The sequence below is a fragment of the Cupriavidus sp. FW305-26 genome (assembly GCF_058787975.1).
The window spans coordinates 40,114-66,223 of sequence record NZ_JBYTAH010000042.1; the positions used below are offsets into that span (position 1 = coordinate 40,114).

Genomic DNA, 26,110 nt, shown 5'->3' on the forward strand with positions numbered 1-26,110 from the left:
AGATTCCAAATGAGTTTGTTTTCTGCCGTCGAGATGGCCCCGCGCGACCCGATCCTGGGCCTCAACGAAGCCTTCAATGCCGATACCCGCCCGACCAAGGTCAACCTGGGCGTTGGCGTGTACTTCACCGACGAAGGGAAAATCCCCCTGCTGCGCGCCGTCCAGGAGGCAGAAAAGGCACGTCTGACCACCGCCACGCCGCGTGGCTACCTGCCGATCGAAGGCATTGCCGCCTATGACCAGGCCGTGCAGACGCTGCTGTTCGGCAAGGAATCGCCGCTGATCACGGAAGGCCGCGTGGTGACGGCCCAGGCACTCGGCGGCACCGGCGCGCTGAAGATCGGCGCCGACTTCCTGAAGCGCCTGTATCCGGACGCCAAGGTCGCCATCAGCGACCCGAGCTGGGAAAACCACCGCGCACTGTTCGAATCCGCCGGCTTCCCGGTGGTCAACTATGCCTACTACGATGCCCCCAGCCACGGCCTGAACTTTGCCGGCATGGTGGAATCGCTGAAGTCGTTCCCGGCCAACACCATCGTCGTGCTGCACGCCTGCTGCCACAACCCGACCGGCGTGGACCTGTCGCCCGAGCAGTGGAAGCAGGTGGTGGAACTGGTCAAGGAACGCAACCTGATCCCGTTCCTGGACATGGCCTACCAGGGCTTTGCCGACGGCATCGACCCGGACGGCGCCGCCGTGCGCCTGTTCGCGGACTCCGGACTGCCCTTCTTCGTGTCGAGCTCGTTCTCGAAGAGCTTCTCGCTGTACGGCGAGCGCGTCGGCGCGCTGTCGATCGTCACCACCAGCAAGGAAGAAGCGCAGCGCGTGATGTCGCAGGTCAAGCGCGTGATCCGCACCAACTACTCCAACCCGCCGACGCACGGCGGCACCGTGGTCGCGACCGTGCTGAACAGCCCGGAACTGCGCGCCATGTGGGAAGAAGAGCTGGCCGAGATGCGCGACCGCATCAAGCTGATGCGCCATGCGCTGGTCGACAAGCTGGCCGCCAAGGGCGTGCCGGGCGACTTCTCCTTCGTCAAGGCGCAGCGCGGCATGTTCTCGTACTCGGGCCTGACCTCGGCCCAGGTGGACCGCCTGCGCAACGAGCATGGCATCTACGCCGTCGGCACCGGCCGCATCTGCGTGGCCGCGCTGAACAGCCGCAACATCGACGCCGTCGTCGATGCGATCGCAGCTGTGATGTAAAAGGCTTTTGCAATCGCCATCCCGCAACAGGTGGCGACTGGCGCAAGCGTCACAAAGCAATGCACAAAAAGCGGCTTCGGCCGCTTTTTGCATTTGTTTACGATTTATCAGCCAATGTCATCAAGAAATCAGCCTTTTACCTTATTGTTTTCCGCAGCAACGGATGTACTTTAAGGTATATGCTGCAGAGCAAGATCGTTAGCACGGTCGTTCGGTTAAAGGCATAATCGGCGCCACGATCCCCCGGTGTATTGTCAGTACATTAGTACTTGGTAGTACGTACCTCTTAGCTAGACCCCAGGCAGAAAAGGCATGCTCTACCAATTGCATGAGTTCCAGCGCTCGATCCTGCACCCGCTGACCGCGTGGGCCCAGGCGACCGCCAAGACCTTCACCAACCCCCTCAGCCCGCTCTCGCTGGTTCCCGGCGCACCCCGCCTGGCTGCCGGCTATGAACTGCTGTACCGGCTCGGCAAGGAATACGAAAAGCCGGCATTCGACATCAAGTCGGTGCGCTCCAACGGGCGCGACATCCCCATCGTCGAGCAGACCGTGCTTGAAAAGCCGTTCTGCAAGCTGGTGCGCTTCAAGCGCTATGCCGACGACCCGGAGACCATCAAGCTGCTCAAGGATGAGCCGGTGGTGCTGGTGGCCGCGCCGCTGTCGGGCCACCATGCCACGCTGCTGCGCGACACGGTGCGCACGCTGCTGCAGGACCACAAGGTCTACGTCACCGACTGGATCGACGCACGCATGGTGCCGGTCGAGGAAGGCGCGTTCCACCTGTCGGACTACATCTACTACATCCAGGAATTCATCCGCCATATCGGCGCCGAGAACCTGCATGTGATCTCGGTATGCCAGCCCACCGTGCCGGTGCTGGCCGCGATCTCGCTGATGGCCTCGGCCGGCGAGAAGACGCCGCGCACCATGACCATGATGGGCGGCCCGATCGACGCCCGCAAGAGCCCCACCGCGGTCAACTCGCTGGCGACCAACAAGTCGTTCGAGTGGTTCGAGAACAACGTCATCTACACCGTGCCGGCCAACTACCCCGGCCACGGCCGCCGCGTCTACCCGGGCTTTTTGCAGCATGCCGGTTTCGTGGCGATGAACCCGGACCGGCACCTTTCCTCGCACTATGACTTCTACCTGAGCCTGGTCGAGGGCGATGCGGATGACGCCGAAGCCCACGTGCGCTTCTACGACGAATACAACGCGGTGCTCGACATGGCCGCCGAGTACTACCTCGACACCATCCGCGAGGTGTTCCAGGAATTCCGCCTGGCCAACGGCACCTGGGCCATCGACGGCAATCCGGTGCGGCCGCAGGACATCAAGAGCACCGCGCTGATGACCGTCGAGGGCGAACTGGACGACATCTCGGGCGCGGGCCAGACCGCCGCGGCGCACGACCTGTGCGCCGGCATCCCGAAAACCCGCAAGCAGCACCTGAACGCGGCACACTGCGGCCACTACGGCATCTTCTCGGGCCGGCGCTGGCGCGAAGAGATCTACCCGCAGCTGCGCGACTTTATCCGCAAGTACCACCAGGCCTCGGCCACCAGGTAAGAAAACGCCCGCGATTGCGGGCGTTTCTTCTTGCGGGGCCGGGATGCTCAGTGCTTCTTCAGGTAGCTGAGCAGCATTTCCGAGTGCAGCTCGGCAAAGCGCTCATGCTCCTGCTGCGAGGCCACGTCGCGGCCGATCACGGCACTGATGGTATAGCGGTTGGACAGCACGTAGTAGCCCAGCGCGGAAATCGTCAGGTAGAACTGCGGCACGTCGATATCGTCGCGGAACACGCCTTGTTCCTGCCCGCGCCGGATCACGTCGGCCAGCACATCCACCACCGGGTTGATCAGCTGCTGCAGCTGCGCCGACTTCTTCAGGTGCCGGGCCTCGTGCAGGTTCTCGCTGTTGACCAGGCGGATGAACTCCGGGTGCTCGTAATACCAGTCCCAGACGAAACGCGCCAGCGTGCGCACGCCCTGGACCGGGTCTTCGTCGACCAGGTGCAGCTGCTCCTCGTCGGCGCGGAAATTAGCGTATTGCTTCTCAAGCACCGCCAGGAACAGGCCTTCCTTGCTGCCGTAGTAGTAGTACAGCATTCGTTCGTTGGTTTCCGCGCGCCGGGCAATCTGGTCGACGCGGGCGCCGGCCAGACCCCCCTTGGCGAATTCCTCGGTGGCCGCAGCGAGGATGCGTCGGCGCGTCCCTTCCGGGTCGCGTTTGGTCTTGGGCTCAGTTGACATGGGGTGGCTGGTCGATCGTTGCGCGGATTATGGCATAGGCCGGAATGCGGCAATCCGGCGGTGCGCGCATCATCGCCGTTTCTGCCCGCCGGCGAAATCGGGGATAATCCTTGCGGCGCGATGGCTCGCAGGGGTCCACAGAGATCCCGATGCCGCAGGGTCGCTGGCCTATTGTCCGCCGCCGGGTTCGGCTGTTATGTCGCCAAACCCTCACAGCGCCCCGTAAATATCGTGTCTTGACCGTTCTGATCCGGCCTTGGTCCCTGTCTTGTCCCCTGATTTCCTGCCCGTAGTCGTGAATCCCGCCGTCAAGTCCCTTGCCGACCGCATCGAAGCGCTGCTGCCACAGACCCAGTGCACAAAATGCGGCTTCAACGGCTGCCGCCCCTACGCCGAAGCCATGGCCAGCGGCGAAGCCGCCTGCAACCGCTGCCCGCCCGGCGGCGCGGAAGGAATCGTGCGCCTGGCCGCGGCGCTCGGCACCGAACCACTGCCGCTGGACCCGGAGCGCGGCAGCGAACAGCCGCGCGCGGTGGCCCGCATCGACGAGAGCCTTTGCATCGGCTGCACGCTTTGCATCCAGGCCTGCCCGGTCGATGCGATTGCCGGCGCCGCCAAGCAGATGCATACGGTGATCCCTGACTGGTGCACCGGCTGCGACCTGTGCGTGGCGCCCTGCCCGGTCGACTGCATCGACATGGTCCCGGTCACCGGCGCGCGCACCGGCTGGGCCGCGTGGTCGCAGGCGCAGGCCGATGCCGCGCACGCGCGCTACCTGGCGCGCAATGCGCGGCTGGTGCGCGAGCGCGAGGAAAACGACGCGCGCCTGGCCGCCAAGGCCGCCGCCAAGCTGGCCGCGGTGCAAGCCGAAGCGCCGGAGAACGATGCCGAGCGCGCCGCGCAGGAACGCAAGCGCGCCATCATCCAGGCCGCCATCGAACGCGCCCGGCAGAAGCAGCAGGCCGCGCAGCCGCGCAATACGGAGAACGTCTCGGCTGCGGTGCAGGCCCAGATCGACGCCGCCGAAGCACGGCGCGCACGCGCGGGACTTGCCAGGCCTGGATCCGACCAGAACGCCAATACCGACCCGGAAGTAAAACAATGAACGCCGCCAAGTGCCGTGCCATCTTTGAGACGCTGCGCGAAACCAACCCTGCCCCGGCCACCGAACTGGAATACAGCTCGCCGTTCGAGCTGCTGATCGCCGTGCTGCTGTCGGCGCAGGCGACCGACGTCGGCGTCAACAAGGCCACGCGGCGGCTGTTCCCGGTAGCGCATACCCCACGCCAGATGCTGGACCTGGGCGAAGCCGGCCTCAGCGAGTACATCAAGACCATCGGGCTGTACAAGACCAAGGCGAAGCATGTGATCGAAACCTGCCGCATCCTGGTCGAGCGCCACGGCGGCAAGGTCCCGCCCGAGCGCGAAGCGCTGGAGGCGCTGCCGGGCGTGGGCCGCAAGACCGCCAACGTGGTGCTCAACACCGCGTTCGGCGAGCCCACCATCGCGGTGGACACGCATATCTTCCGGGTAGCGAACCGCACCGGGCTGGCGCCGGGCAAGACCGTGCAGATCGTCGAGCAGAAGCTGCTCAAGTGCGTGCCGCATGAGTTCCTGCACGATGCCCACCACTGGCTGATCCTGCACGGCCGCTACGTGTGCAAGGCGCGCAAGCCAGAGTGCTGGCACTGCGTGATCGAGCCGCTATGCGAGTTCAGGGAAAAGACGCCGGCGCCGCAGCTGTAACCCGGGCCTGGTGTCCTAGTCCGGCTCGTGCGCCAGCACCAGGGCCAGCTGTAGCGCGGTGCGCGCGACCACCTCCACCTCGGGCGCGTAGCCGTGCGTGATCCAGCGCAGGGCGATGTGGACCACCCCGCCCGCCACCCCCGCCGTCAGCAACGGATCGAGCTTGCGTCCCGGCGGCAGCAGCGCTTGCGCGAGCAGCCCGCCGAATTCATCCAGCGAATCCGCCAGCGCCCCGTCGACCAGCTTGCTGACGCCGCGGATTTCCACCAGGAACACCCGCGCTGAACGCGGCTCGCGCCGCAGCGCCCCGAAATAGGCGCGCAGCATGGCCAGCGCGCGTTGCTGGCCCTCGCCTCCGGCCCCCTCGCCCGCCAGGGCGAGGGTGTGCAGCAAGCGGTGGGTCACCGTTTGAAACGATGCCAGCAGTAAGGCCTCGCTGTTGGCGAACGACTCATAGAAATACCGTTCGGTAAGGCCCGCGGCCTCGCACACGGCCTTGACGGTGGCGTTCTGGTAGCCGCGCTCGCCGTAGACCTGCACGGCCGCGGCAATCAGCTGCACACGGCGTTGGGCACGTCGTTCTTCGGCTTCGGCGCCGCGGTAGCGACGCGCGGGGGTGAGCTCGGTCGTCATGCGCGCCATTATGACATTCCCTATTGTCAGATTCCTTGCCGGATCGCTTCTGACAATCTATGTTGTCAGAAGCGCCACTCGCCCGGATCCCCCCATGACCGCCTCAAGTCCCGATGACGCAGTCCTTGATGTCCTGATCGTAGGCGCCGGCCTGTCCGGCATCGGCGCCGCGCGCCAGCTGCAAATGCGCTGCCCCGGCAAGCGCTACGCCATCCTGGAGGCGCGTGAGGCCATGGGCGGCACCTGGGACCTGTTCCGCTACCCCGGCATCCGCTCGGATTCGGACATGTACACGCTGGGCTACCGCTTCAAGCCCTGGCGCGGCGCCAAGGCCATCGCCGACGGGCCGTCGATTCGCGCCTACATCCGCGAAACCGCCGAAGAGGCCGGCATCACGTCACATATCCGCTTCGGCCATCGGGTCGTCAGCGCAGCATGGGACAGCGCCGCAGCCTGCTGGACGGTCGAAGCCGAACGCAGTGCGGACCGCAGCCGGCTGCGCCTACGCACACGCCTGCTCTATGTGTGCGCAGGCTATTACAGCTATGCCGAGGGCCACCGGCCCGAATTTGCAGGCGAAGCGCAATTCCGCGGCAGCATGGTGCATCCGCAGTTCTGGGACGAATCGCTCGACTACGCCGGCAAGCGCGTGGTGGTGATCGGCAGCGGCGCCACGGCGGTCACGCTGGTGCCGGCCATGGCGAAAAGCGCCGCGCACGTGACGATGCTGCAGCGCTCTCCCACCTATATCGTGACGCGCCCCGGCGAGGACGCCATCGCCCACAAGCTGCGCCGCGTGCTGCCGGAGCGGCTGGCCTACGCCGCCACGCGCTGGAAGAACGTGCTGCTGGGCATGATGTTCTTCCAGCTGGCGCGGCGCCGGCCGGACCGCGTCAGGCAGCGCCTGATCGGCATGGCGGCAGCGCAACTGGCGCCGGGCTATGACGTCGGCACCCACTTCACGCCCCGCTACCGGCCCTGGGACCAGCGCCTGTGCCTGGTGCCCGACGGCGACCTGTTCCGCGCGATCCGCGACGGGCGCGCATCGGTGGTGACCGACACCATCGACCGGTTCACCGAGAACGGCATCGTGCTGGCCAGCGGCAAGACGCTGGCCGCGGATGTCGTGGTGGTGGCCACCGGCCTCAAGCTGAACATGCTGGGCGACATTGCACTCACCGTGGACGGCCAGCCGCGCCGCCCCGCCGAATGCCTGGCCTACAAGGGGATGATGCTGAGCGATGTGCCCAACCTCGTGCTGGCCTTCGGGTACACCAATGCCTCGTGGACGCTCAAGGCCGACCTCACGGCCGAGTACGTCTGCCGCCTGCTGCGTCATATGGATCGCCACGCCCACCGCATTGCCGTGCCGCGCGCCCCGGCTGACGTTGAGCCGACCCCGTTCCTGGATTTCACCTCCGGCTACGTGCAGCGTGCCGCCACCGTGCTGCCCCGGCAAGGGCATCGCAAGCCATGGCGCGTGCACCAGAACTACCTGAAAGACCTGCTGGCGATCCGGCACGGGCGCATCGCAGACGGCGTGTTGCAGTTCGATGTCCCGCCTCCCTCTCCCCTGGCACACCGGGCGCACCGGGACGGCCAGGACACCACCGACAACAACAACACGGTGCCGGCCGTTGCCGCCAGCGAGGTGCAATCATGACCATCGTCCTGACCGTTTTCGCGGTGCTGATCGGGCTGATCCTGGCGCTGGGCGCGTCGCTGTATCTGTACACGTGGCGCACCGCGCGGCGCATCGAAGCCGCCATGCCGCCGCACGGCCGCTTTGTCGACGTGCCCGGCGCGCGGCTGCACGTGGTGGAGCGCGGCCAGGGCCCGGCGGTGCTGCTGGTGCATGGCCTGTCCGGCCAGCTTGAGAATTTTGGCTACGGCATGATCGGGCCGCTTGCCGAGCATTTCCGCGTGATCGCCGTCGACCGCCCCGGCGCGGGCCACTCCATACGCACGCCGGGCAGCGCCGCGGACCTGCCGGCGCAGGCCGCAGCGCTCGCCGCGCTGTGCGACAAGCTTGGCCTGGAGCGTCCGCTGGTGGTGGGCCATTCGCTGGGTGGCGCGATTGCGCTGGCACTGGCCATCCACCACCCCGAGCGCGTGGGCGGGCTGGCACTGATCGCGCCGCTCACGCACCCGCCCAAGGCGATCTCGCCGGTGTTCCAGGCCATGACCGTGCCCAGCGCGTGGCTGCGCCGGCTGATGGCATGGACGCTGGTGGTGCCGATGTCGATTCGGCGCCGCGAAGCCGTGATGGACATCGTGTTCGGCCCGGACCCGGTGCCGGACGACTTCCCGACGCGCGGAGGCGGGCTGCTGGCGCTGCGGCCGCGCCACTTCCTGGCCGCGTCCGAAGACCTGATCGGCGCCGCGCAGAGCCTGCCGGCGCTGCTGCACCGCTACGGCACGCTGCGCGTGCCGGTCAGTGTCCTCTACGGCCGCGAAGACCGCATCCTGGATTTTGCCGAGCATGGCGAAGCGCTCGCCGCCAAGGTTCCGGGCGCCACGCTGACATTGGTCAGCGGCGGGCATATGCTGCCGGTGACCGCCATCGACACCAGCGTCGATTTCGTCCGCGACGCCGCCGCCCGGCTGCAAGTCCCCGCGCCGGCCCAGGCGCAGGTCGCCTGATCCACGGAGCCCCGCCCATGGCCACCACCACCGCTTCCAACCCCTACAAGCACAATGTCTTCGCCGCGTTCCAGGCCGTTCGCAAGCTGATGGCGAACGGCAACGACACGGAGCAGGTGTTCCGCATCATGCGCGCGCTCAACGGGCCGTCCATGCCCCGCAACTTCAACCGGCTGCTGAGCACGCCCGACGGGCGGCGCATGGTCTACCAGCGCATCGAGCTGGCGGAGCGCCTGTCCGATCCCGCCTACGTGGCCAGGTTCGCACCGGGCACGGTGGGCGCGGCCTATCGCGCGTTCCTGGAACAGACCGGCTACAGCGCTGACGGGCTGGCCAAGGTCTCGAACCTGGACCAGGAACCGTTGATCGAGGACGCCTACATGTGGTTCGGCCGGCGTACCCGCGACATCCACGACATCTGGCATGTGCTCACCGGCTACCGGGCCGATGAAAGCCTTGGCGAAGCCGCACTGGTGGCATTCAGCTATGCGCAGACCGGCGGCAAGGGCTGGGCCTTCATCGCCATCGCGGCGTCGCTGAAAAGCCTGCGCGTGAGCGGCAGGCTGGCCTTTGCGCGGGCCGTGCTGGAGGGCTACCGGCTGGGCCGGCGCGCCCGCTGGCTGTTGGGCGAGGACTATGAAAAGCTGCTGCACGAACCCATCGGCGCGGCCCGCGCGCGGCTTGGCATTGCCGAACCGCAGCGCTACCTGGCCTGCAATCCCGATCCCCTGCAGGAGTGGACGGCCTGAAGCGCTGCTGCGTGCCCCAAAAAAAAGCGACCACGGCCGGGTCGCTTTTTTGATGGTGCGCAGCGCGATCAGACGATACGGCAGGCTTCGTCGAACGACAGGCGCGGGCCGCGCGGGAACAGCTTGTCGGCCTCGCCGTAGCCCAGGTTGCACAGGAAGTTGACCTGCCACTTGCCATCGGGGAAGAAGGCTGCGTTGACCTTGTCGGCATCGAAGCCGCCCATCGGGCCGCAGTCCAGGCCCAGCGCGCGCGCCGCCAGGATGAAGTAGCCGCCTTGCAGCGAGCTGTTCATCAGCGCGTCGCGGGCGATCTTCTCGTCGTTGCCGGCGTACCAGGAACGGGCGTCGGCATGCGGGAACAGCTTGGGCAGCTGGTCGTGGAAGGCGGTGTCGAAGGCGATGATGGCCGTCACCGGCGCCGAACGGGTCTTGTCGACGTTGCCGGCCGACACGCAGTCCACCAGACGCGCCTTCTCGGCAGCGCTCTTGACGAACACGATGCGCGCCGGGCTGCTGTTGGCAGCGGTCGGGCCGAACTTCATCGCTTCATAGATCTGGTGCAGCACGGCGTCGTCCACGTGGCGGTCCTGCCACACGTTGTGCGTGCGGGCTTCGGTGAACAGCTGCGCCAGCGCGGCGTTGTCGATCTGGGACATGCGCTTCTTTCCTGTACGGGATTTGAGGGAAGGGGCGATTGTACCCAACGCTTTGTGCGCGCCACGACAGCGCCTTTGAGCAACCCGTTCAATTCCCTTGCATATCGGCGCGGGCCGGCGCCGGCGCACTGCCCCTGCGGGTCAGCCACAGCACGCCGGCCAGGATCAGCCCGCCACCCACGGCCTGCGCCGTGCCGATATGCTCGCCCAGCAGCAGCGCCGCCAGCAACACGGTGACCACCGGCTCCAGCGTCGACAGCATCGACGCCTGCGCCGCGCCCAGTCGCTGCAGGCCGGCGAAGAAGGTCAGGATCGCCAGCACCGTCGACAGCAGCGCGATGCCCGCCAGCGCCAGCCAGCCGCCGGCAGTGGCCGGGAACTGCGGCGGCGCGCCCGCCCCCATCCGCAGCAGGCCGACGGCGCCGTAGACCAGCGCCGCCGCGGTGCAGATCACCGTGGTGGTGGCAATCGGGTTGACGCCAGCGGTCACGCGCGCGCCGACGATGATATAGACCGAGTAGATCACCGCCGCCGCCAGCCCCAGCGCGATCCCCAGCGGCGAGCCCTCGCCGCCGCCGACGGTCAGGCCGGCGCCGACCGAGCACAGCACCAGCGCGATCACCGCGGCGGTGGTCAGCCGCTCCTTCAGGAAGATGGCCGCCAGGATCGTCACGAACAGCGGGTACAGGTACAGCAGCAGCGCCACCAGGCTGGCCTGCGCATGGTTGAGTGCGCTGAAGAAGCAGAACGACTGGCCGACATAGCCGATGCCGCCCATCGCCGCCAGCGCCAGCACGCGGCGCCACGGCGGCAGGCCGATGCCGCGCGTGCGCATCACCCAGGCCAGTGCCGCGGCGGCCAGCACGAAGCGCACCAGCAGCAGCCCGTAGACATCCGCGCCGGCCGCGTAGGCAAAGCGCGCGAAGATCGCCATGGCGCCAAAGGCGCTGGCCGACAGCGCGATCAGCAGCACGCCGGCCAGCTTGTCGCGGGCATGGTCCGGGGCGGTTTGGGCGGAAGCGGTCATCGGGCGGGCGGGAAGTCGGCGATCCCGCATTCTACTTGGCGCCGTCTGCAGCAACCGGACCGCCAGCGCGGGCCGCGGCCCTCGTTTACAATGTCGCCACCATGTTTAATCCCTCACGAGAAGAAGTCCGCCGGTTCTTCTGCGATGCCTGGCAGAAGCAGCTCACAGGCGGCGTGCTGACCCCGCTGGAAGCCATCGCTGTAGACTGGATCGGCGAGCACCCCGAGTACCACGGCCTGCTGCGCGACACCGAAGGTGCGCTGTCGCAGGACTACACACCCGAGCAAGGCCAGACCAACCCCTTCCTGCACCTGTCGATGCACCTGTCGATCTCCGAGCAGGTCTCGGTCGACCAGCCGCGCGGCATCCGCCAGGCCTATGAGGCGCTGGCACGCCGCCTGGATTCCCCGCACGAAGCGCAGCACCAGGTGATGGAATGCCTGGGCGAAATGCTGTGGCAGGCACAGCGCACCGGCCAGCCGCCCGACGGCGACCACTATGTCGATTGCGTCAAGCGCCGCGCCAACCGCTAAGTCCGGTACGCGTCACGCATCAAGTGCAGCGTACAATTCGTCACAACCCTCCGATGGGTGCGTGGTAGTCTTTGCGGGTCCGCATTTTCCCTAGCCGCGTTGCCGTCACATGGCGGCGCGGTGCCCGCAAGCCATGTCCCGTATTACCCTCCCCCGCCGGCGCCGGCTCGCGCCCGCCGGCCGCGCCGTTGCCCCGCTCTGCCTGTCGCTGATGCTGGCCTGCCCCCTCGCCGGCCACGCCGGCGTGGCGCTGTTGCAGCCGCCGCGCGTGATCGACGGCAACCAGCCGCTCACGCTGACGCTGGTGGTCAGCGCCGACGACGCCACGCGCCGCTACCGTATTCCCGACACGCTCGAAGTGACCGCCTCGGGCGACCTGCAGGCGCCGGTGCGGCTGGTGCTGTGGCGCGAAGACTCGGGCCCGGCCGTGGTCAACCTGCGCCGCGGCGAGCACCGCGCGATCCGCTACACGGTGGCGCTGCCGCCGGCCCTGCGCGGCCAGGTGCGGCTGGATGCCACCGGCATCGACGCCGCGCCGGTGCTGTTGACGCTGAACCGCCTGCCGCGGCCCGGTGAATCCGCCACCGCTGAGCCGCCGGTTGCCGGCAAGGCGCTGGCAGCGAACGGCTTGGAGCCGGCCACCGAAGCCGCCGTACCGGTGACCCCGGTCACCACCGCCGACGCTGCCGCACCCGCTCCGGCCGACCTGCGCGACAGCGCCCGGCTATCGTTCCATGACCCGATGTATTTCATGGTCGGCGCGCATGACGGGGCCAACGCCAAGTTCCAGCTGAGCTTCAAGTACCGCCTCTTCCAGGGCGAAGATCCGGCGTCGAAGCGTCTGTTCGACAACCTCTACGTGGCCTACACCCAGTTCTCGCTATGGGACCTGTCCGAGCAGTCCAAGCCGTTCCGCGACACCAACTACCGGCCCAGCCTGTTCTATTACCTGTCGGATACCGGCGTGCGCAACAACGCCATCAGCCGGCTGTCGCTGGCGGCCGGCCTGGAGCATGAATCCAATGGCCGCAACGGCGACGACTCGCGCAGCATCAATACGGTCTTCGTCAAGCCGACCTTCTACTTTGGCGACCAGAACGACTGGCACTGGCGCGTCGCGCCCAAGCTCTACGCCTACGTGGAAAAGGGCGACAACCCCGACATCGCCCACTACCGCGGTTTCATGGACCTGGGCATTGCCTACGGGCGCCCGGACTCATGGGAGTTCTCCGCCACGCTGCGCAAGGGCACGCGCAAGTGGTACGGCAGCGTCGACGCGCAGCTGACCTACCCGATGGCGCGGCTGATCCCCGGCACCGCGGGCTACCTGATGGCGGGCTACTTCGTCGGCTATGGCGAGAGCCTGCTGGACTACAACCACAAGCTGCCGTGGCAGTTCCGCATCGGCTACGCGCTGTCCCGCTGAACCCACTCAGCCGGCCAGCGGCTTGCCGCTGGCCTTGAGCCGCGCATTGGCCACCGCGGCGGCAAACTGGCCGTGGCCATGCCAGCCGGTGGCGCGGCCCAGCTTCTTGCCGTTCCGGAAGAACATGAACACCGGGATGCCATGCAGGCCAAAGCGCCGGCCCAGCCCGGGATGCGCGTAGACGTTGGCATGCAGCCAGCGCAGTTCCAGCGCGCGGATCGGTTCGGGGTTGGCCAGCATGGCCTTCTTGGCCATCTCGCAGTTGAAGCAGTCCTCCCCCCAGAAGAACACGCACACCAGCGCATCGCCCGCAGCGGCGATGGCGGCGTCGATGCTGCCGTCATCGACCTCGCGCATGCCGAATGCCTCGAAGGCGCGGTGGTCGAGGTGGGGGACCGGGAATGTCGCCGGGCCAGCGCCTGGTTCAGTGGTCATGCTCGCTCCAGAATGACAAACGCCCGGGCCAGCCGGCACCGGGCGTCAGGTCGCGATCCAGGACGGCACGCCGCCGCCCCAGGCGGCCTTATTTCGGTGCCGCCACCGTCACCAGAGCCGGCCGCAGCACGCGCTCGGCAATGGTGTAGCCGCGCTGGAGCACGGTCACCACGGTATTGGGTTCCTGGTCCGCCGGCACCATCGAGATGGCCTGGTGGCGGTGCGGGTCGAATTTTTCGCCCACCGGGTTGAGTTCAACGATCTTGCCTCGCTCAAAGGCGGCGGCCAGCTGGCGCGCGGTCAGCTCGACGCCTTCGCGCAGCTTGGCGATATCTCCCGAGCCGTCGGCCAGCGCGGCCTGCAGGCTGTCCATCACCGGCAGCAGGTTGTCGGCGAAGTTCTCGATGGCGAACTTGTGCGCCTTGGCGACATCTTCCTGCGCCCGGCGGCGGATGTTCTCGCCCTCGGCAACGGCGCGCATATACAGGTCGTAATGCTCGCGCGCCTTGGCTTCCAGGGCGGCCAGCTGGGCCGCCACGTCGTCCACGGCAGCGGTTTCCGGCGCGCCGGCCTCCTGGCTGGCGTTGGCCGCCTCATCGCCAGCGGGCGTAGGCGTCTGGGTGGTTGGCGTCTGCTTCTGTTCTTCCATGTCGATCCGTATCAATGCATTGTCGCGGCCCGCCATGGGCCTGGCCGCGGGTGGTAAATCGGCGCGTGTTCCGTGCAGGTGGTGGCAAGGCGCAGGTTTTCAAGAGTGGCGCTGGCGTGACGCGGAAACACACGGTTACAAAGGCCAGGCATATGCAATCGACGCCTTATTGCTTTGCTGCATCGCAATCACTAAGATTCCCAGTAATAAAAATGACAAAAATGCCGGGGGTTGTGGAGATGGTTCATCTTTGTGCCTCTTCCGGAAGGTTGGCCATGCATAAGCTGCCAGTCGTGACACTCTGCCTTGTGGCCGCATTGGCGGTCATGACCGTCTTTATCTGCCTTTCCGGCGCATTCACCCCGCGCGATACGGAGTATGGCAGCGGCAAGGCGGTGTTCAAGCACTACATCGTCCCTATCGTCAGCCAGGAAGTCACGCAGGAATAAGCGCCACCTGACCCTGGTCCAAGCGCGCGGCGGCAGCGGGGGCTTCCCGGTGCCGCCGCATTGTCATTTCAGCTCTTCAGGTGGTCGATGCGGCGCCGGTCCCGCTTGGTCGGGCGCCCCTGGATCTGCGCGGACGGCTCCGGCTGCAGGCGCCGGCGCTCGGCGTCGGCCAGCCGGCGCGACTGGCTTTCGGCACTTTCCTCGTACAGCGTCTGCGCCACCGGCGCCGGCCCGCGCGCCGGGGCAATGCCTTTCACCACCAGTTCCCAGCGCTGCTGGTGCGCTTCCAGCACCACCATGTCGCCGGGCTTCACCTCGCGCGAGTTCTTGCATGGCTGGCCGTTGACGGTCACCTTGCTGCGCTCCACCGCTTCGGCCGCGAGCGAGCGCGTCTTGAAGAAGCGCGCGCACCACAGCCATTTGTCGATGCGCTGGCGCGCATCCGGCTCAAAGTCGACATTCATGCCGCCGCTCCCCGGGTCTGGGCGCGCGTGCGCCGTGCTTCCAGTTCATGCGGATGCGGCGTGGCCAGCGGCCAGCCCTGCAGGTGCTGCAGCGCGATCTCGGCCATGGCCGCGACCCACGGATCGGCGTCATTCAGGCACGGGATGAAGTGGAAATCCTTGCCGCCCGCGACCTTGAACTCGGTCTGCCCTTCCATGGCGATTTCCTCCAGGGTCTCGATGCAGTCGGCCGGAAAGCCGGGACAGAAGACATCGACCCGGCCCGCGCCGACCTTGCCCAGCTCGGCCAGCGTCGGCGCGGTGTACGGCTGCAGCCATTCCGCCTTGCCGAAACGAGACTGGAACGTCACCTGGTACTGGCCCGGCTGCAGGCCCAGCGCCTCGCCCAGCAGCCGGCCGGTCTTCAGGCATTCGCAGTGATAGGGGTCGCCCAGCTCCAGCGTGCGCCGCGGCACACCATGGAACGACAGGATCAGCTTGTCGCCGCGGGCAAAGTCCGGCATGCCGTGGCGCGCCCAGTAGGCGCCGACCTGCTGGTGCAGCGCCGAGATATAGGCCGGATGGTCATGGAAATGCTTGACCAGCCGCAGCTCGGGCTGGTTGCGCCACTGGCCCAGCACCCGGAACACCTCGTCGAAGGCCGTGGCCGTGGTGGTGCCGGAGTATTGCGGATACATCGGCAGCACCAGCACCTGCTCGCAGCCCTGCCGGCGCAGCGCCTCCAGCACCGAGGCGATCGACGGGTTGCCGTAGCGCATTGCGCACGCGACCGTCACCTCATGGCCGTGCTGGTTCATCAGCCGCTGCAGCGCATGGGCCTGGCGCTCGCTGTAGACCAGCAGCGGCGAGCCCGTCATATGGGCCTCGCGCAGCCAGATCGATTCGTATTTCAGCGCCGAGGCGCGCGAACGCAGCGGCAGGATCACCCCATGCAGCAGCGGCAGCCAGGCCGCGCGCGGGATCTCGACCACGCGCGGGTCGGACAGGAACTCCTTCAGGTAGCGCCCCACCGCCTTGGGCGTGGGAGCGTCCGGGGTGCCCAGGTTGACCAGCAGGATCGCCGTGCGCGGCGCGTGGCCGTGCTGGTAGGCCGGTTCGGGAGAAAACGTCATGTCGCTTCCGGGTTGACACGGTGCCGGGATGGCGCCGGTGCGGCGCACCGGCGATTGCCGCGCTCGGCAGGAATGGGGCCGCTTGTCAGACCAGCCAGTCTTTGCACTAGTTCTGGCTCAGGGCGCTGGACAGCAGGCGCGCGGTGATGTCGACGATGGGGATCACGCGCTCATACGCCATGCGCGTGGGGCCGATCACGCCGAGCGTGCCGACGATCTGGCCGTCGACCTCGTACGGGGCGGTGATGACCGCCATGTCTTCGATCGGCACCAGCCGGCTTTCGCCGCCGATAAAGATCTGCACACCCTGCGCATGGCTGGACACGTCCAGCAGCTGCAGCAGGCTGGTCTTGTGCTCGAACACGTCGAACAGGCGCCGCAGCTTGTCCATGCTGGAGGCCAGGTCTTCCACTTCCAGCAGCTTGCGCTCGCCACTGATGAAGACGTGGTCGTCGTCCTCGTCCTCGGCGACGCTGCCGGCCTCGACCGCGGCCTGCATCAGCTGCGACATGTCGCGGCGCAGGTCCTGCAGTTCCACCCGCAGGTGGCCGCGCACCGCGTCGAAGCTCATGCCGGCATAGTGCGAGTTGAAGAAGTTGGCCGCCTCGATCAGCTGGGCCGGCGTGTACGACAGCTCGGTCTGGATGATGCGGTTCTGCACGTCGCCCTCGGGGCTGACGATGATCAGCAGGATGCGCTTGTCCGACAGCCGCATGAATTCGATCTGCCGGAACGCCTGCGCGCGGCGCGGCGTCATCACCACGCCGGCGAAGTGCGACAGGTTGGACAGCGTGCGCGCCGCCGCCGTGATCATGCGCTGCGGCCCCAGCTGCTGGCCGCCGAGCTGGTCCTGGATCTGGCCGGTCAGCTCGGCCAGGTCGGCGTTGCGCTCCAGCGGCTTGGCCGTCAGCATCGAATCGACGAACAGCCGGTAGCCGCGCGGGGTCGGGATACGGCCGGCCGAGGTGTGCGGACTGGCAATAAAGCCCATTTCCTCCAGATCGGACATCACATTGCGAATCGTCGCAGGCGACAGGTCCAGCCCCGAGTATTTCGACAAGGTGCGGGAACCGACCGGCTGCCCTTCGGCAATATAGCGCTCGATCAGGGTCTTGAGCAGCGTTTTGGAGCGTTCATCCATGATGCCCCGATTTTACGCAAGTTTTGGACCTTCTGGCGGCCGGCCTGGCCCGCTCGCTGGCGCCTGCTGACAAGCGTCATGGCGGTATGGTCTAATCCACGCATGTCCGCCCCCCCGAAAGCCAGCGCCGTGCGCACTTCGTTCAAGACCGTCGCCCTGGTGGGCCGGTACTCCACTGCCGGCATCGAAGGGCCGCTGGAGGAGATCGCCTCTTATATCCTGCGCAACGGGCAGGACGTGGTGTTCGAGCGCGAAACCTCGCTCGCCACCGGGCTGACCGCCTACCCTGCCCTGTCCGCCGAGGAGATCGGCCGGCAGGCCGACGTGGCCGTGGTGCTGGGCGGCGACGGCACGCTGCTGGGCATCGCCCGCCAGCTCGCCGGCTATGACGTGCCATTGATCGGCGTCAACCACGGGCGGCTGGGCTTCATGACCGACATCGCGCTGGAAGACGCGCACACCGTGCTGCCCGACATGCTCGACGGCCGCTATGAGGCCGAGACCCGCCTGCTGCTGGAATCGCGCGTGGTGCGCGACGACATGAACATCTTCTCCGCGCTGGCCCTGAACGACGTGGTGGTGAACCGCTCGGGCATCTCCGGCATGGTCGAGCTGGCGGTGTCGGTGGACGGCCACTTCATGTACAACCAGCGCTCGGACGGCCTGATCGTGTCGACCACCACCGGGTCCACCGCCTACGCGCTGTCCGCCGGCGGCCCGATCCTGCATCCGACGCTGTCGGGCGTGGTGCTGGTGCCGATTGCCCCGCACGCGCTGTCCAACCGCCCGATCGTGCTGCCGCACGACGCCGAGGTCACCATCGAGGTGGCCAGCGCGCGCGACGCCAGCGTCAACTTCGACATGCAGTCGCTGACCTCGCTGCTGCCGGGCGACCGCATCGTGGTGCGGCGCTCCGAAAAGACCATCAACCTGCTGCACCCGGTCGGCTACAACTACTACGCCACGCTGCGCAAGAAGCTGCACTGGCACGAATACCCGTCCGAGGACAACCGCCTCTGAGCCAGTATCAAGCCGCCCTCCAAGCCTGAGCCCGAACCCATCGGACCGACTACCTTCCACGCCACGATGCTGCGCAGCCTGTCCATCCGCGATTTCGTCATCGTCGATACGCTCGACCTGGACTTCACCACTGGCTTCACCGTCTTCACCGGCGAGACCGGCGCCGGCAAATCCATCCTGATCGATGCCCTGGCGCTGGTGCTGGGCGAACGCGCCGATGCCGGCGTGGTGCGCGAAGGCGCCCCGCGCGCCAGCGTCAGCGCCACCTTCTCGACCCACCCGGCACTGGATGCCTGGCTGGCCGAGCGCGAGCTCAACAGCGAAGCGGAAGACGGCGTGCATACCGTGCTGCTGCGCCGCACGGTCGATGCCGGCGGCCGCAGCAAGGCCTTTATCAACGGCGCCGCCGCCACCCTGGCGCAGCTGCGCGAAGTCGGCGACCAGCTGGTCGACATCCACGGCCAGCACGCGCACCAGCTGCTGCTGCGCCCCGATGCGCAGCGGCTGCTGTTCGACGCCCACGCCGGCCTCACCCAGCAGGCCGGCGCGGTGGCCGAGGCCTGGCGCGCCTGGCGTGCCTGCGTGCGCCAGCGCGAGGCGGTGGAACACCAGTCGCGCGAGATGCAGCTCGAACGCGAGCGGCTGGAATGGCAGGTCGGCGAACTGGACAAGCTCAACCCGCAGCCGGGCGAATGGGAAGAGATCCAGTCCGAGTACAACCGGCTGTCGCATGCCGCCGGCCTGATCGACGGCAGCCGCGCCGCGCTGGACGCACTGTCCGAGGCCGACGGCTCGGTGCTGTCGGCGCTGAATACCATCGTGCACAAGCTGCAGCAGCTGGCTGATGTCGACGGCGCGCTGCGCGACGTGCTGGCCGCGCTCGAGCCCGCGCAGATGCAGGCCGAGGAAGCCGCGCACTCGCTCACGCGCTATGTCGACCGGCTCGAACTCGATCCCGAGCGGCTGCAGGCGGTCGACGAACGCATGCAGGCGCTGCACGCCACCGCGCGCAAGTACCGCCTGCCGCCCGAGCAGCTGCCCGACGAGCTGGTGGCCCGCCGCCAGCAACTGGACGACCTGCAGGCCGCGCAGGACCTGAACAAGGTGATGGCGCGCGAGACCGCGGCCAAGGCCGCCTACCTGACCCTGGCGCAGCATCTCAGCCATGCCCGCAAGCAGGCGGCGCAGGCGCTGTCCGCCGCGGTCACCGACGCCATGCAGGGCCTGTCGATGGCCGGCGGCAGCTTTGTCGCCGCGCTCAATGCGCTCGACGAAGGCCAGAGCCACGGGCTCGAGCAGGTCGAATTCCTGGTCGCCGGCCATGCCGGCGTGAGCCCGCGGCCGCTGGCCCGGGTGGCGTCGGGCGGCGAGCTGGCGCGCATCAGCCTGGCGATCTCGGTGATCACCAGCGAAGCCTCGCCCACGCCCACGCTGATCTTCGACGAGGTCGATACCGGCATCGGCGGCGCGGTGGCCGAGGTGGTCGGCCGGCGCCTGCAGGAGCTGGGCCGCGCGCGCCAGGTGCTGTGCGTGACGCACCTGCCGCAAGTGGCGGCGCAGGCCGGCACGCACCTGCTGGTGAGCAAGGAAACCACCGATGCGGGCGACGGTTCGGTCACGCGCTCGCGCATCAGGGTGCTGGACCCCGCCGGGCGCGTGGTCGAGACCGCGCGCATGCTGGGCGGCGCCACCGTCACCGCCACCACACTGCAACATGCAGAAGAAATGCTGGCGCAAGGCATGGCCGGCGGCCAGGGCAGCCAGCCCGCGCGCGGCGCGGGCGGCAAGGATGGCCGGCGCAGCCGCCGCGCCGCCGGCTGACGGCCCCGCCCGCCCCGCACGTGCGCCAATCCATACACTGACAGGAGCTTCACCATGACCCGCCAAGCGCAAGCCGGCCTCCGGCAACGACCGCGCGCATCGCTGCGCGCCGTGCTGGCCATCGTCACCGCCGCATCGGCCGCACTGCTGGCGCTGTCCGCCTGCCAGGCCCAGCCCAAGTCCTCGGCCCCGCCGCCGGGCAGCATCAGCGATGACCGTTCTCTTGGCGACATCATGGTGCGCTTCAAGCCGCCCGCGGTGAACCTGTCGGAGGACGCCGGCAAGCTGCTGGCCGGGATCAAGGGCCCGATCCGCTATGTGGTCAAGCGCCCGATGTCCGGCGGCGTCTGGCTGGTCACCGCGATCTCGCCGTCGGCGGATGCCACCATCGACCAGGCGGTCGAAACCCTGCGCGCCACGCCCCGCATCGAGACCGCCGAGCCCGACCGCGTGCTCAAGCCTAACCGCAACATTCCCACCAGCCGCGACATGCCGCAGAGCTGAGCCCGACTGCAGGACGGTTCTTAAGCCTTCAGTCGCCCTTGCGCAACGACGCTGAATCGTATTCGCTACATAACAAGCCCCCCGCGCGCTACGCCCCAGGAGGTATGCATGCCGCAACCCGCGCAGTCCGACTTCCGTAGCAGCCCCGTGGCCCGCCGCTGGCGGGCCATCGTCATCGCCGCCGCCGCTGTGTGCGGCGCAATACCGGCCAGCGCGGCACTGGCTGCCGGCGTCCATGCCGCACCCGCCTACACCGGCCAGATCATCGTGCGCTGGCGTGACGGCGCCGATGGCACAAGCAAGACGCCTGCAGCCGCGGCGGATGCGCTCAAGCAGCTGAGCGCGCGCACCGGCATTGCCGTCACGGCGCGCCGCGCCATGGGCGGCAACCTGCAACTGCTGCAGGTCCCCGACGCACTGGCAGCCGACCCGGAAGGCGCGGCGGCCCGGCTGCGCCAGGACCCGCGCATCGCCGATGCCGTGCCCGACCGCTGGCTGAAGCTGCACGACACCCTGCCCAACGATTCCGAGTTCATCTCGCGCCAGCCTTACCTGATGGGTACCGGCACGGCGGTGGGCGGCGTCAACCTGCCGCGCGCGTGGGACCGCAGCCGCGGCAGCAGCGGCGTGGTGATCGCGGTGGTGGACACCGGCATCCTGCCGCACCCCGACCTGGCGGCGCGCGTGTTGCCTGGCTACGACTTCATCAGCAGCAGCACCATTTCCAATGACGGCGATGGCCGCGACGCCGATGCCACCGATGCCGGCGACAACGTGACAGCGGGTTTCTCGTGCCCGGGTGGATCGCCGGCCCCGACGACCGAGCCCAACAGTTGGCACGGCACCCGTGTCGCCAGCGTGCTGGGCGCGCTGACCAACAACGCGCAGGACATCGCGGGCGTCGACTGGAACGCGCGCATCCTGCCGGTGCGCGTCTCGGGCCGCTGCGGCGCGCTGCTGTCCGATACCGTCGATGCCATGCGCTGGGCCGGCGGCTTGTCGGTACCCAACGTGCCGGCCAATCCGACGCCGGCGCGCGTGGTCAATATCAGCCTCGGCGGCGGCACCTGCAGCAGCATTGAGCAACAGGCCGTCACCGACCTGAACGCGCGCGGCGTGGTGGTGGTGGCCGCCGCCGGCAACGAGCGCGGCGCGGTGGAGGCGCCGGGCGACTGCAGCGGCGTGATCGCGGTCACGGCGCATGCCAACGACGGCGAGAATGCCAGCTATGCCAATGTCGGCCCGCAGGTCGCGATCAGCGCGCCAGGCGGCGGGTGTGGCAACTCGCAGGTAGTCAATGGGCAGTGCACGACCGCGCCCTCGGTCATTCGCACCCTGAACAACGATGGCAAGACTGGCCTGGGCAACTATGTGGTGACGTCATCCGCGGGCACCAGCTTCGCCGCACCGATGGTCTCGGGCGTGGTGGCCATAATGTTCGCGGTCAATGGCTCGCTGACCCCGGCCCAGGTCACCGCGGCGCTGAAGTCTTCGGCACGCCCGCATCCGTCCGGCACCTATTGCACCACCAATCCGGGCGTCTGCGGCGCCGGCCTGCTCGATGCCGACGGCGCACTGGCGGCCGCGGCGGGCATGCCACCGGCGCAGGCTGCGCCGGCACCGGCCTCGGGCAACGGTGGTGGCGGTGGCGGCGCCGTTCCGACCTGGACCGCGGTGCTGCTGGCGCTGTCCGGCCTGCTGGCCTTCGCGCTGCGGCGCCGCATGTAAGCCCGGCGCCTGGTCGGTTCAGGCGTCGTCGCCGCGGGCCGGGCGCCGCGCCAGCCACCACTCCTGCAAGACCCAGCACAGCAGGCCGGCGACGGCGCCGGCCGCGTGCGCGACGCGCACCACGCCAAAACCCCAGGCCGGATCGAACACCACCGGCGCCAGCCACGACTGTTCCACCCAGACCTTGGCCAGCACGCCCAGGCACAGCAGCACGCCGGTGACGCGCGCCAGGCCCGATGCCCGCAACAGCCCGAGCGCGCCCCACAGGGCCAGCCCGTGCAAGGCGCCTGAGAGCCCGCCATACCATGCAATCGCCGGCACGCGCAGCAGCACCACCTGCACGCCGATGCCGCAGGCAATCAGCACCAGCAACAGGGTGCGCGCACGCGCCACGCGCGCGGCGATGGCAAGCACGCCGGTGGCGGCCAGCGCGTCGGCCAGCCAGTGGTGTCCGTCCAGGTGCACCCACATGGCGGTGGCCAGGCGCCACCACTGGCCGTCCAGCCGCACCGCATCGCGCAGGTAGAGGCCGTGCGCATGCCACCACGGCATGAAGGTGAACCAGGCCGACAGCGCCCACACCAGCGCGATCGCCGCCAGCAGCCCCGGCCACGATGCGCCGGCGGGTGCCGGCGGAACTGCCGCGTCAGGCCTCACCGAACACGGCCTGCCACAGCGCGCGCACCTGTCCGGTCTGCTGCGCCACCGACTCGGGCGCGACGCGCGCATGCGCCTGCCCCTCGAGCCGCAGCTGGTGCTGGCGCGCGCGGAACAGCCGGTAGGCATCGCCCACCGCCAGTGCCAGGGTGGCGTCGATCAGGCCCAGCTCGCCCGCTGCGCGCAGCAGCGCGATATTGCCCGCGTTGCGCGTCAGCTGCGGGTGCGCCCGGCTGTGCAGCAGCACCAGGTACTGCACCGTGAATTCGATATCGACCATGCCGCCGCGATCGTGCTTCAGGTCGAACAGGTCGGTCGGGTTGGGATGGCCTTCGGCGACCTTGCGGCGCATCTGCACGATCTCGTCGCGCAGCGCGGCGGCATCGCGGTCCTGGCACAGCACCTCGCCGCGCAGCGCCTCGAAGCGGTCACCGATGGCGGCATCGCCGGCGCAGAAGCGCGCGCGCGTCAGCGCCTGGTGTTCCCACACCCAGGCGGTGTTGTCGCCTTCGCGCAGCTGGTAGCGGCGGAACGCCTCGAAGCTGGTCACCAGCAGGCCGGCCGCGCCGTTGGGGCGCAGCCGAGTGTCGACGTCGAACAGCGCACCGGCGGCGGTATGGCTGGTCAGCCAGGTGATCAGCCGGCGCGCATACGCGGAGTAGACGTCGGGCGCGCGTTCATGGTCATCGTCGTACAGGAAGATGATGTCCAGGTCCGAGGCATAGCCCAGTTCCTTGCCGCCCAGCCGGCCGTAGGCGATCACCGCGAAGCGCGGCGTGTCGCGGTGGCGCGTGGCCAGCTGGCGCCAGACCGTTTCCAGCGTGGCCTCGAGCATGGCATCGGCCAGGTCGGACAGGCGGTCGGCCACCTGCTCCACCGTCAGCATGCCCTGCAGGTCCTGCAGCAGCACGCGGAAGGTCTCGACATGATGCTCGCGCCGCAGGATGTCCATCTGCTGCTCGATCTGGCCTTCGGCGGCCAGCAGCCGCTCATGCAGGCGCTTGCGGAAGGCGGCCCAGTCGGGCGCGCCGGCCAGCGCATCGCTGTCGAGCAGTTCGTCCAGCAGCTGCGGATGCCGCGTCAGGTAGGCCGCGGCCCAGCGCGAGGCATGCAGCGTCTGCGCGACGCGGTCCATCGCCTGCGGGTATTCGGACAGCAACGACAGGTAGGAGGCGCGGCGGCTGATCGCCTCGAGGAAGTCGATAAAGCGCGCGATGGTGCTGTCGGCATCTTCCTGGCGCGCGGCCAGGTCGAGCGCGCGGTTCACCAGCTGGTCGAAGCGCGCGCGGCTGGACTCGGACAGCGCGCGGTAGCGCAGCGACGAGGCGATCGCGCGCAGCCGGTCCAGCAGCCCGGTGCAGTCGGTAAAGCCGGCGGCCTGCAGGCGCTGGCAGGGCGCGGCGTCATCGCCGCAGGCCGCGTCGTCCTGCTTCTGTTCCGGGTTGTCCTGCGCTTGCGCGGCGTTGTCGTCGAACACAATGCCCGGCCACAGCGCTTCGCACGGGGCGGCATCGGGATCCGAGAAGGTGGCCTCGAACTGCTGCGCCACCGGCTCCTGCAGCGCCGCCAGGCGCGCCAGCAGTTGCTGCCAGTCGTCGCAACCCATCATCCGCGCCACCGCCAGCTGTTCGTCGGGCGAAGTCGGCAGGTGGTGGGTCTGGGCGTCGTCGCGGTACTGCAGCCGGTGTTCGAGCTGGCGCAGGAAGCGGTAGGCATCGCCGAGCTGCCCGGCCTGGCCGGCGGGAAGCAGCCCGCGCTCGACCGCCACCGCCAGCACTTCCAGCGTCGGGCGCACGCGCAGTGCCGGGTCCTGGCCGCCGCGGATCAGCTGGAACACCTGCGCCATGAACTCGATCTCGCGGATGCCGCCGCGGCCCAGCTTGATATTGAATGACCGCTGGTTGACGCCGTGCCCCGCCAGCCCGCCGCTGCGCTTGGCGGCCTCGCTGCGGATCTGCGCGTGCAGCGAGCGGATCGCGGCGATCACGCCGTAGTCCAGGTAGCGGCGGAACACGAAGGGCGTGGTCAGCCGCGCCAGCAGGCCGGCGGTGCGCTGCGCGTGCGGCGTGTCGAGCGCCGACACCACGCGGCCCTTGATCCAGGCATAGCGCTCCCACTCGCGCCCCTGCACCACCAGGTATTCCTCCAGCATGCCAAGGCTGCACGCCAGCGGTCCGGCGTCGCCGTTGGGGCGCAGCCGCATGTCGACGCGGAACACATAGCCGTCGGCGGTCACCTCGGCCAGCAGGTTGATCAGCCGGCGGCCGAGACGGATGAAGTACTCGTGGTTGGACAGGCTGCGCGAGCCGCCCTGGGTCTCGCCGTCCTCGTCATAGAGGAAGATCAGGTCGATGTCGGACGAGACATTGAGCTCGCGCCCGCCCAGCTTGCCCATGCCCACCACCACCAACTCCTGCACCTCGCCGCTTTGGGCGCCGACCGGGCGGCCGAAGGTGGCGGCCAGGTCGTCGCCCAGCATCGCCAGGCCGTGCTGGATCGCCAGCTCGGCCAGGTCGGTCATGGCGCCGGTGACCTCGCCCAGCGTGGCCAGGCCGCGCAGGTCGCGCTCGATCACCGCGCACATCACTTCGGCGCGCAGACGGCGCAGGCTGCGCTTGGCGGATTCCTCGGCATCGGCCGAGGGCTCGTGCAGCGCCTGCAGCCGCGCCTGCATCCAGGCGCGCGTCAGCGGCTGGGCGGCTGCGGCAGCCAGGATGGCCGGCAAATCCGGCCGGGCCTGCACCACGCGGCGCGCGTAGTGCGAATACGCAGCCGAGTACAATACGTGGCCGCCCGCGTGGCCAGCCTCGTCAGCCGGCTGCAGCGCCTGCGCCGCGGTGATGGCGAAGGCGCCGGCAGCCATGGTGCCGGCGCCCGGCCCCGGCTGCGGGTCCGCCGGATTGGCCGGATCCGGTGTGGCGCGCGCGCCATGTTGGTCAGCAGCGTCGCCAGCGGCGGAACTCGTCGGTTCAGAGGCAGTCATTCCAGTATTTGAAATGCGAGAAAAGGTGCGGCCCGTGGTTGGTCCCGCGGTTCACCTGCTCGCGTCCTGTTGTCCGCGCAGCGGGCGCGCCATCGTGGCTATTGTCGCTTTGGGTGCGCGCAGCTTGCGCGTTCTTGTTTCAGCCGGCCGGGCACCAGATTGGAGAGCGGCTAGTATTGTCGGATAATCTGCGCATGTCCAGCCGCGCCCCACAACCCGCTGATGGTTCCCCCCCCAATGGCGGCGCGGGCGGGCAGGACGCCGCCTCCACCC

General features: G+C 68.5%; 25 protein-coding genes. 14 read left to right on the top strand and 11 right to left on the bottom strand.

Annotation, left to right across the window (positions count from 1 at the left end; all coding sequences use genetic code 11):
• Positions 1–9 precede the first annotated feature (9 nt).
• Both AC3WQZ_RS21705 and AC3WQZ_RS21710 read left to right on the top strand, forming a co-directional pair.
• Positions 10–1,206 (top strand): amino acid aminotransferase, encoded by a 1,197-nt coding sequence (locus AC3WQZ_RS21705; protein ID WP_010809033.1) that lies wholly within the window; start codon positions 10–12, stop codon positions 1,204–1,206.
• Positions 1,207–1,518: 312 nt separating this feature from the next.
• Complete coding sequence (locus tag AC3WQZ_RS21710) at positions 1,519–2,778, top strand: polyhydroxyalkanoate depolymerase (RefSeq protein ID WP_010809034.1); 1,260 nt, start codon at positions 1,519–1,521, stop codon at positions 2,776–2,778.
• A 47-nt stretch (positions 2,779–2,825) separates the two neighbouring features.
• Here AC3WQZ_RS21710 and AC3WQZ_RS21715 read toward each other — a convergent pair whose 3' ends face one another.
• Entirely contained in the window at positions 2,826–3,461 is a 636-nt protein-coding gene (locus AC3WQZ_RS21715) for a TetR/AcrR family transcriptional regulator (protein ID WP_010809035.1), read from the bottom strand.
• A 295-nt stretch (positions 3,462–3,756) separates the two neighbouring features.
• Here AC3WQZ_RS21715 and rsxB point away from each other — a divergent pair, with 295 nt between their 5' ends.
• Both rsxB and nth read left to right on the top strand, forming a co-directional pair.
• The gene (rsxB, locus tag AC3WQZ_RS21720) at positions 3,757–4,566 is read left to right on the top strand and encodes an electron transport complex subunit RsxB (protein WP_492301237.1); all 810 of its coding nucleotides are present in this window, start codon (positions 3,757–3,759) and stop codon (positions 4,564–4,566) included.
• Entirely contained in the window at positions 4,563–5,207 is a 645-nt protein-coding gene (nth, locus tag AC3WQZ_RS21725) for an endonuclease III (protein ID WP_011614905.1), read from the top strand. The genes rsxB and nth overlap by 4 nt, the downstream gene beginning before the upstream one ends.
• 15 nt (positions 5,208–5,222) lie before the next feature.
• On the opposite strand, the gene AC3WQZ_RS21730 is transcribed toward nth, so the two are convergent.
• A complete protein-coding gene (locus tag AC3WQZ_RS21730; RefSeq protein WP_010809038.1) occupies positions 5,223–5,849 on the bottom strand; it encodes a TetR/AcrR family transcriptional regulator in 627 nt (208 codons plus the stop codon).
• Positions 5,850–5,934: 85 nt separating this feature from the next.
• Between AC3WQZ_RS21730 and AC3WQZ_RS21735 the strand changes: the two genes are divergently transcribed.
• From AC3WQZ_RS21735 to AC3WQZ_RS21745, 3 genes are read left to right on the top strand one after another with little or no spacing between them, the layout of a single operon-like run.
• The gene (locus AC3WQZ_RS21735) at positions 5,935–7,503 is read left to right on the top strand and encodes a flavin-containing monooxygenase (protein WP_492301230.1); all 1,569 of its coding nucleotides are present in this window, start codon (positions 5,935–5,937) and stop codon (positions 7,501–7,503) included.
• Positions 7,500–8,483, top strand: a complete 984-nt coding sequence (locus AC3WQZ_RS21740; protein ID WP_058696925.1) for an alpha/beta fold hydrolase — start codon at positions 7,500–7,502, stop codon at positions 8,481–8,483. Before AC3WQZ_RS21735 ends, AC3WQZ_RS21740 begins: the two co-directional genes overlap by 4 nt.
• A 17-nt stretch (positions 8,484–8,500) precedes the next feature.
• Positions 8,501–9,232, top strand: coding sequence for a Coq4 family protein (locus AC3WQZ_RS21745; RefSeq protein WP_058696926.1), 732 nt, complete (start codon positions 8,501–8,503; stop codon positions 9,230–9,232).
• A gap of 68 nt (positions 9,233–9,300) precedes the next feature.
• On the opposite strand, the gene AC3WQZ_RS21750 is transcribed toward AC3WQZ_RS21745, so the two are convergent.
• The gene (locus AC3WQZ_RS21750) at positions 9,301–9,888 is read right to left on the bottom strand and encodes a malonic semialdehyde reductase (RefSeq protein WP_010809042.1); all 588 of its coding nucleotides are present in this window, start codon (positions 9,886–9,888) and stop codon (positions 9,301–9,303) included.
• A gap of 88 nt (positions 9,889–9,976) precedes the next feature.
• Positions 9,977–10,915 carry a DMT family transporter gene (locus AC3WQZ_RS21755; RefSeq protein ID WP_041687238.1) on the bottom strand — a complete coding sequence of 313 codons (939 nt, stop codon included), beginning with the start codon at positions 10,913–10,915 and terminating at the stop codon, positions 9,977–9,979.
• A 101-nt stretch (positions 10,916–11,016) separates the two neighbouring features.
• On the opposite strand from AC3WQZ_RS21755, the gene AC3WQZ_RS21760 reads away from it, so the two are divergent.
• Both AC3WQZ_RS21760 and AC3WQZ_RS21765 read left to right on the top strand, forming a co-directional pair.
• On the top strand, positions 11,017–11,448 hold the full coding sequence (locus AC3WQZ_RS21760; RefSeq protein ID WP_010809044.1) for a DUF1841 family protein: 432 nt from the start codon (positions 11,017–11,019) through the stop codon (positions 11,446–11,448).
• A gap of 133 nt (positions 11,449–11,581) precedes the next feature.
• Positions 11,582–12,874, top strand: coding sequence for a phospholipase A (locus AC3WQZ_RS21765; protein ID WP_492301232.1), 1,293 nt, complete (start codon positions 11,582–11,584; stop codon positions 12,872–12,874).
• 6 nt (positions 12,875–12,880) lie between these two features.
• Here AC3WQZ_RS21765 and AC3WQZ_RS21770 read toward each other — a convergent pair whose 3' ends face one another.
• Both AC3WQZ_RS21770 and grpE read right to left on the bottom strand, forming a co-directional pair.
• The gene (locus AC3WQZ_RS21770; protein WP_492301233.1) at positions 12,881–13,309 is read right to left on the bottom strand and encodes a thioredoxin family protein; all 429 of its coding nucleotides are present in this window, start codon (positions 13,307–13,309) and stop codon (positions 12,881–12,883) included.
• 88 nt (positions 13,310–13,397) lie between these two features.
• Positions 13,398–13,958, bottom strand: a complete 561-nt coding sequence (grpE, locus tag AC3WQZ_RS21775) for a nucleotide exchange factor GrpE (protein WP_010809047.1) — start codon at positions 13,956–13,958, stop codon at positions 13,398–13,400.
• A 275-nt stretch (positions 13,959–14,233) separates the two neighbouring features.
• Here grpE and AC3WQZ_RS21780 point away from each other — a divergent pair, with 275 nt between their 5' ends.
• A complete protein-coding gene (locus AC3WQZ_RS21780) occupies positions 14,234–14,407 on the top strand; it encodes a hypothetical protein (protein WP_010809048.1) in 174 nt (57 codons plus the stop codon).
• 68 nt (positions 14,408–14,475) lie between these two features.
• On the opposite strand, the gene AC3WQZ_RS21785 is transcribed toward AC3WQZ_RS21780, so the two are convergent.
• From AC3WQZ_RS21785 to hrcA, 3 genes are all read right to left on the bottom strand, one after another.
• On the bottom strand, positions 14,476–14,871 hold the full coding sequence (locus AC3WQZ_RS21785; protein WP_010809049.1) for an RNA-binding S4 domain-containing protein: 396 nt from the start codon (positions 14,869–14,871) through the stop codon (positions 14,476–14,478).
• Positions 14,868–15,983: a ferrochelatase gene (hemH, locus tag AC3WQZ_RS21790; RefSeq protein ID WP_010809050.1), complete on the bottom strand. Its 1,116-nt coding sequence runs from the start codon at positions 15,981–15,983 to the stop codon at positions 14,868–14,870. The genes AC3WQZ_RS21785 and hemH overlap by 4 nt, the downstream gene beginning before the upstream one ends.
• Before the next feature lie 106 nt (positions 15,984–16,089).
• Complete coding sequence (gene hrcA, locus AC3WQZ_RS21795) at positions 16,090–17,124, bottom strand: heat-inducible transcriptional repressor HrcA (protein ID WP_010809051.1); 1,035 nt, start codon at positions 17,122–17,124, stop codon at positions 16,090–16,092.
• A 102-nt stretch (positions 17,125–17,226) separates the two neighbouring features.
• Between hrcA and AC3WQZ_RS21800 the strand changes: the two genes are divergently transcribed.
• The 4 genes from AC3WQZ_RS21800 (at position 17,227) to mprA (ending at position 22,197) form a co-directional block, all read left to right on the top strand.
• Entirely contained in the window at positions 17,227–18,144 is a 918-nt protein-coding gene (locus tag AC3WQZ_RS21800; protein WP_011614898.1) for an NAD kinase, read from the top strand.
• A gap of 66 nt (positions 18,145–18,210) precedes the next feature.
• On the top strand, positions 18,211–19,965 hold the full coding sequence (recN, locus tag AC3WQZ_RS21805; RefSeq protein WP_492301234.1) for a DNA repair protein RecN: 1,755 nt from the start codon (positions 18,211–18,213) through the stop codon (positions 19,963–19,965).
• Positions 19,966–20,019: 54 nt separating this feature from the next.
• Positions 20,020–20,469: a hypothetical protein gene (locus AC3WQZ_RS21810; protein WP_010809054.1), complete on the top strand. Its 450-nt coding sequence runs from the start codon at positions 20,020–20,022 to the stop codon at positions 20,467–20,469.
• 108 nt (positions 20,470–20,577) lie between these two features.
• Positions 20,578–22,197: an MprA protease, GlyGly-CTERM protein-sorting domain-containing form gene (mprA, locus tag AC3WQZ_RS21815; RefSeq protein ID WP_492301235.1), complete on the top strand. Its 1,620-nt coding sequence runs from the start codon at positions 20,578–20,580 to the stop codon at positions 22,195–22,197.
• 18 nt (positions 22,198–22,215) lie between these two features.
• On the opposite strand, the gene rrtA is transcribed toward mprA, so the two are convergent.
• Both rrtA and glnE read right to left on the bottom strand, forming a co-directional pair.
• Positions 22,216–22,854 carry a rhombosortase gene (rrtA, locus tag AC3WQZ_RS21820; RefSeq protein WP_010809056.1) on the bottom strand — a complete coding sequence of 213 codons (639 nt, stop codon included), beginning with the start codon at positions 22,852–22,854 and terminating at the stop codon, positions 22,216–22,218.
• Complete coding sequence (gene glnE, locus AC3WQZ_RS21825; protein WP_459543561.1) at positions 22,844–25,717, bottom strand: bifunctional [glutamate--ammonia ligase]-adenylyl-L-tyrosine phosphorylase/[glutamate--ammonia-ligase] adenylyltransferase; 2,874 nt, start codon at positions 25,715–25,717, stop codon at positions 22,844–22,846. Before glnE ends, rrtA begins: the two co-directional genes overlap by 11 nt.
• Between the last annotated feature and the right edge of the window lie 393 nt (positions 25,718–26,110).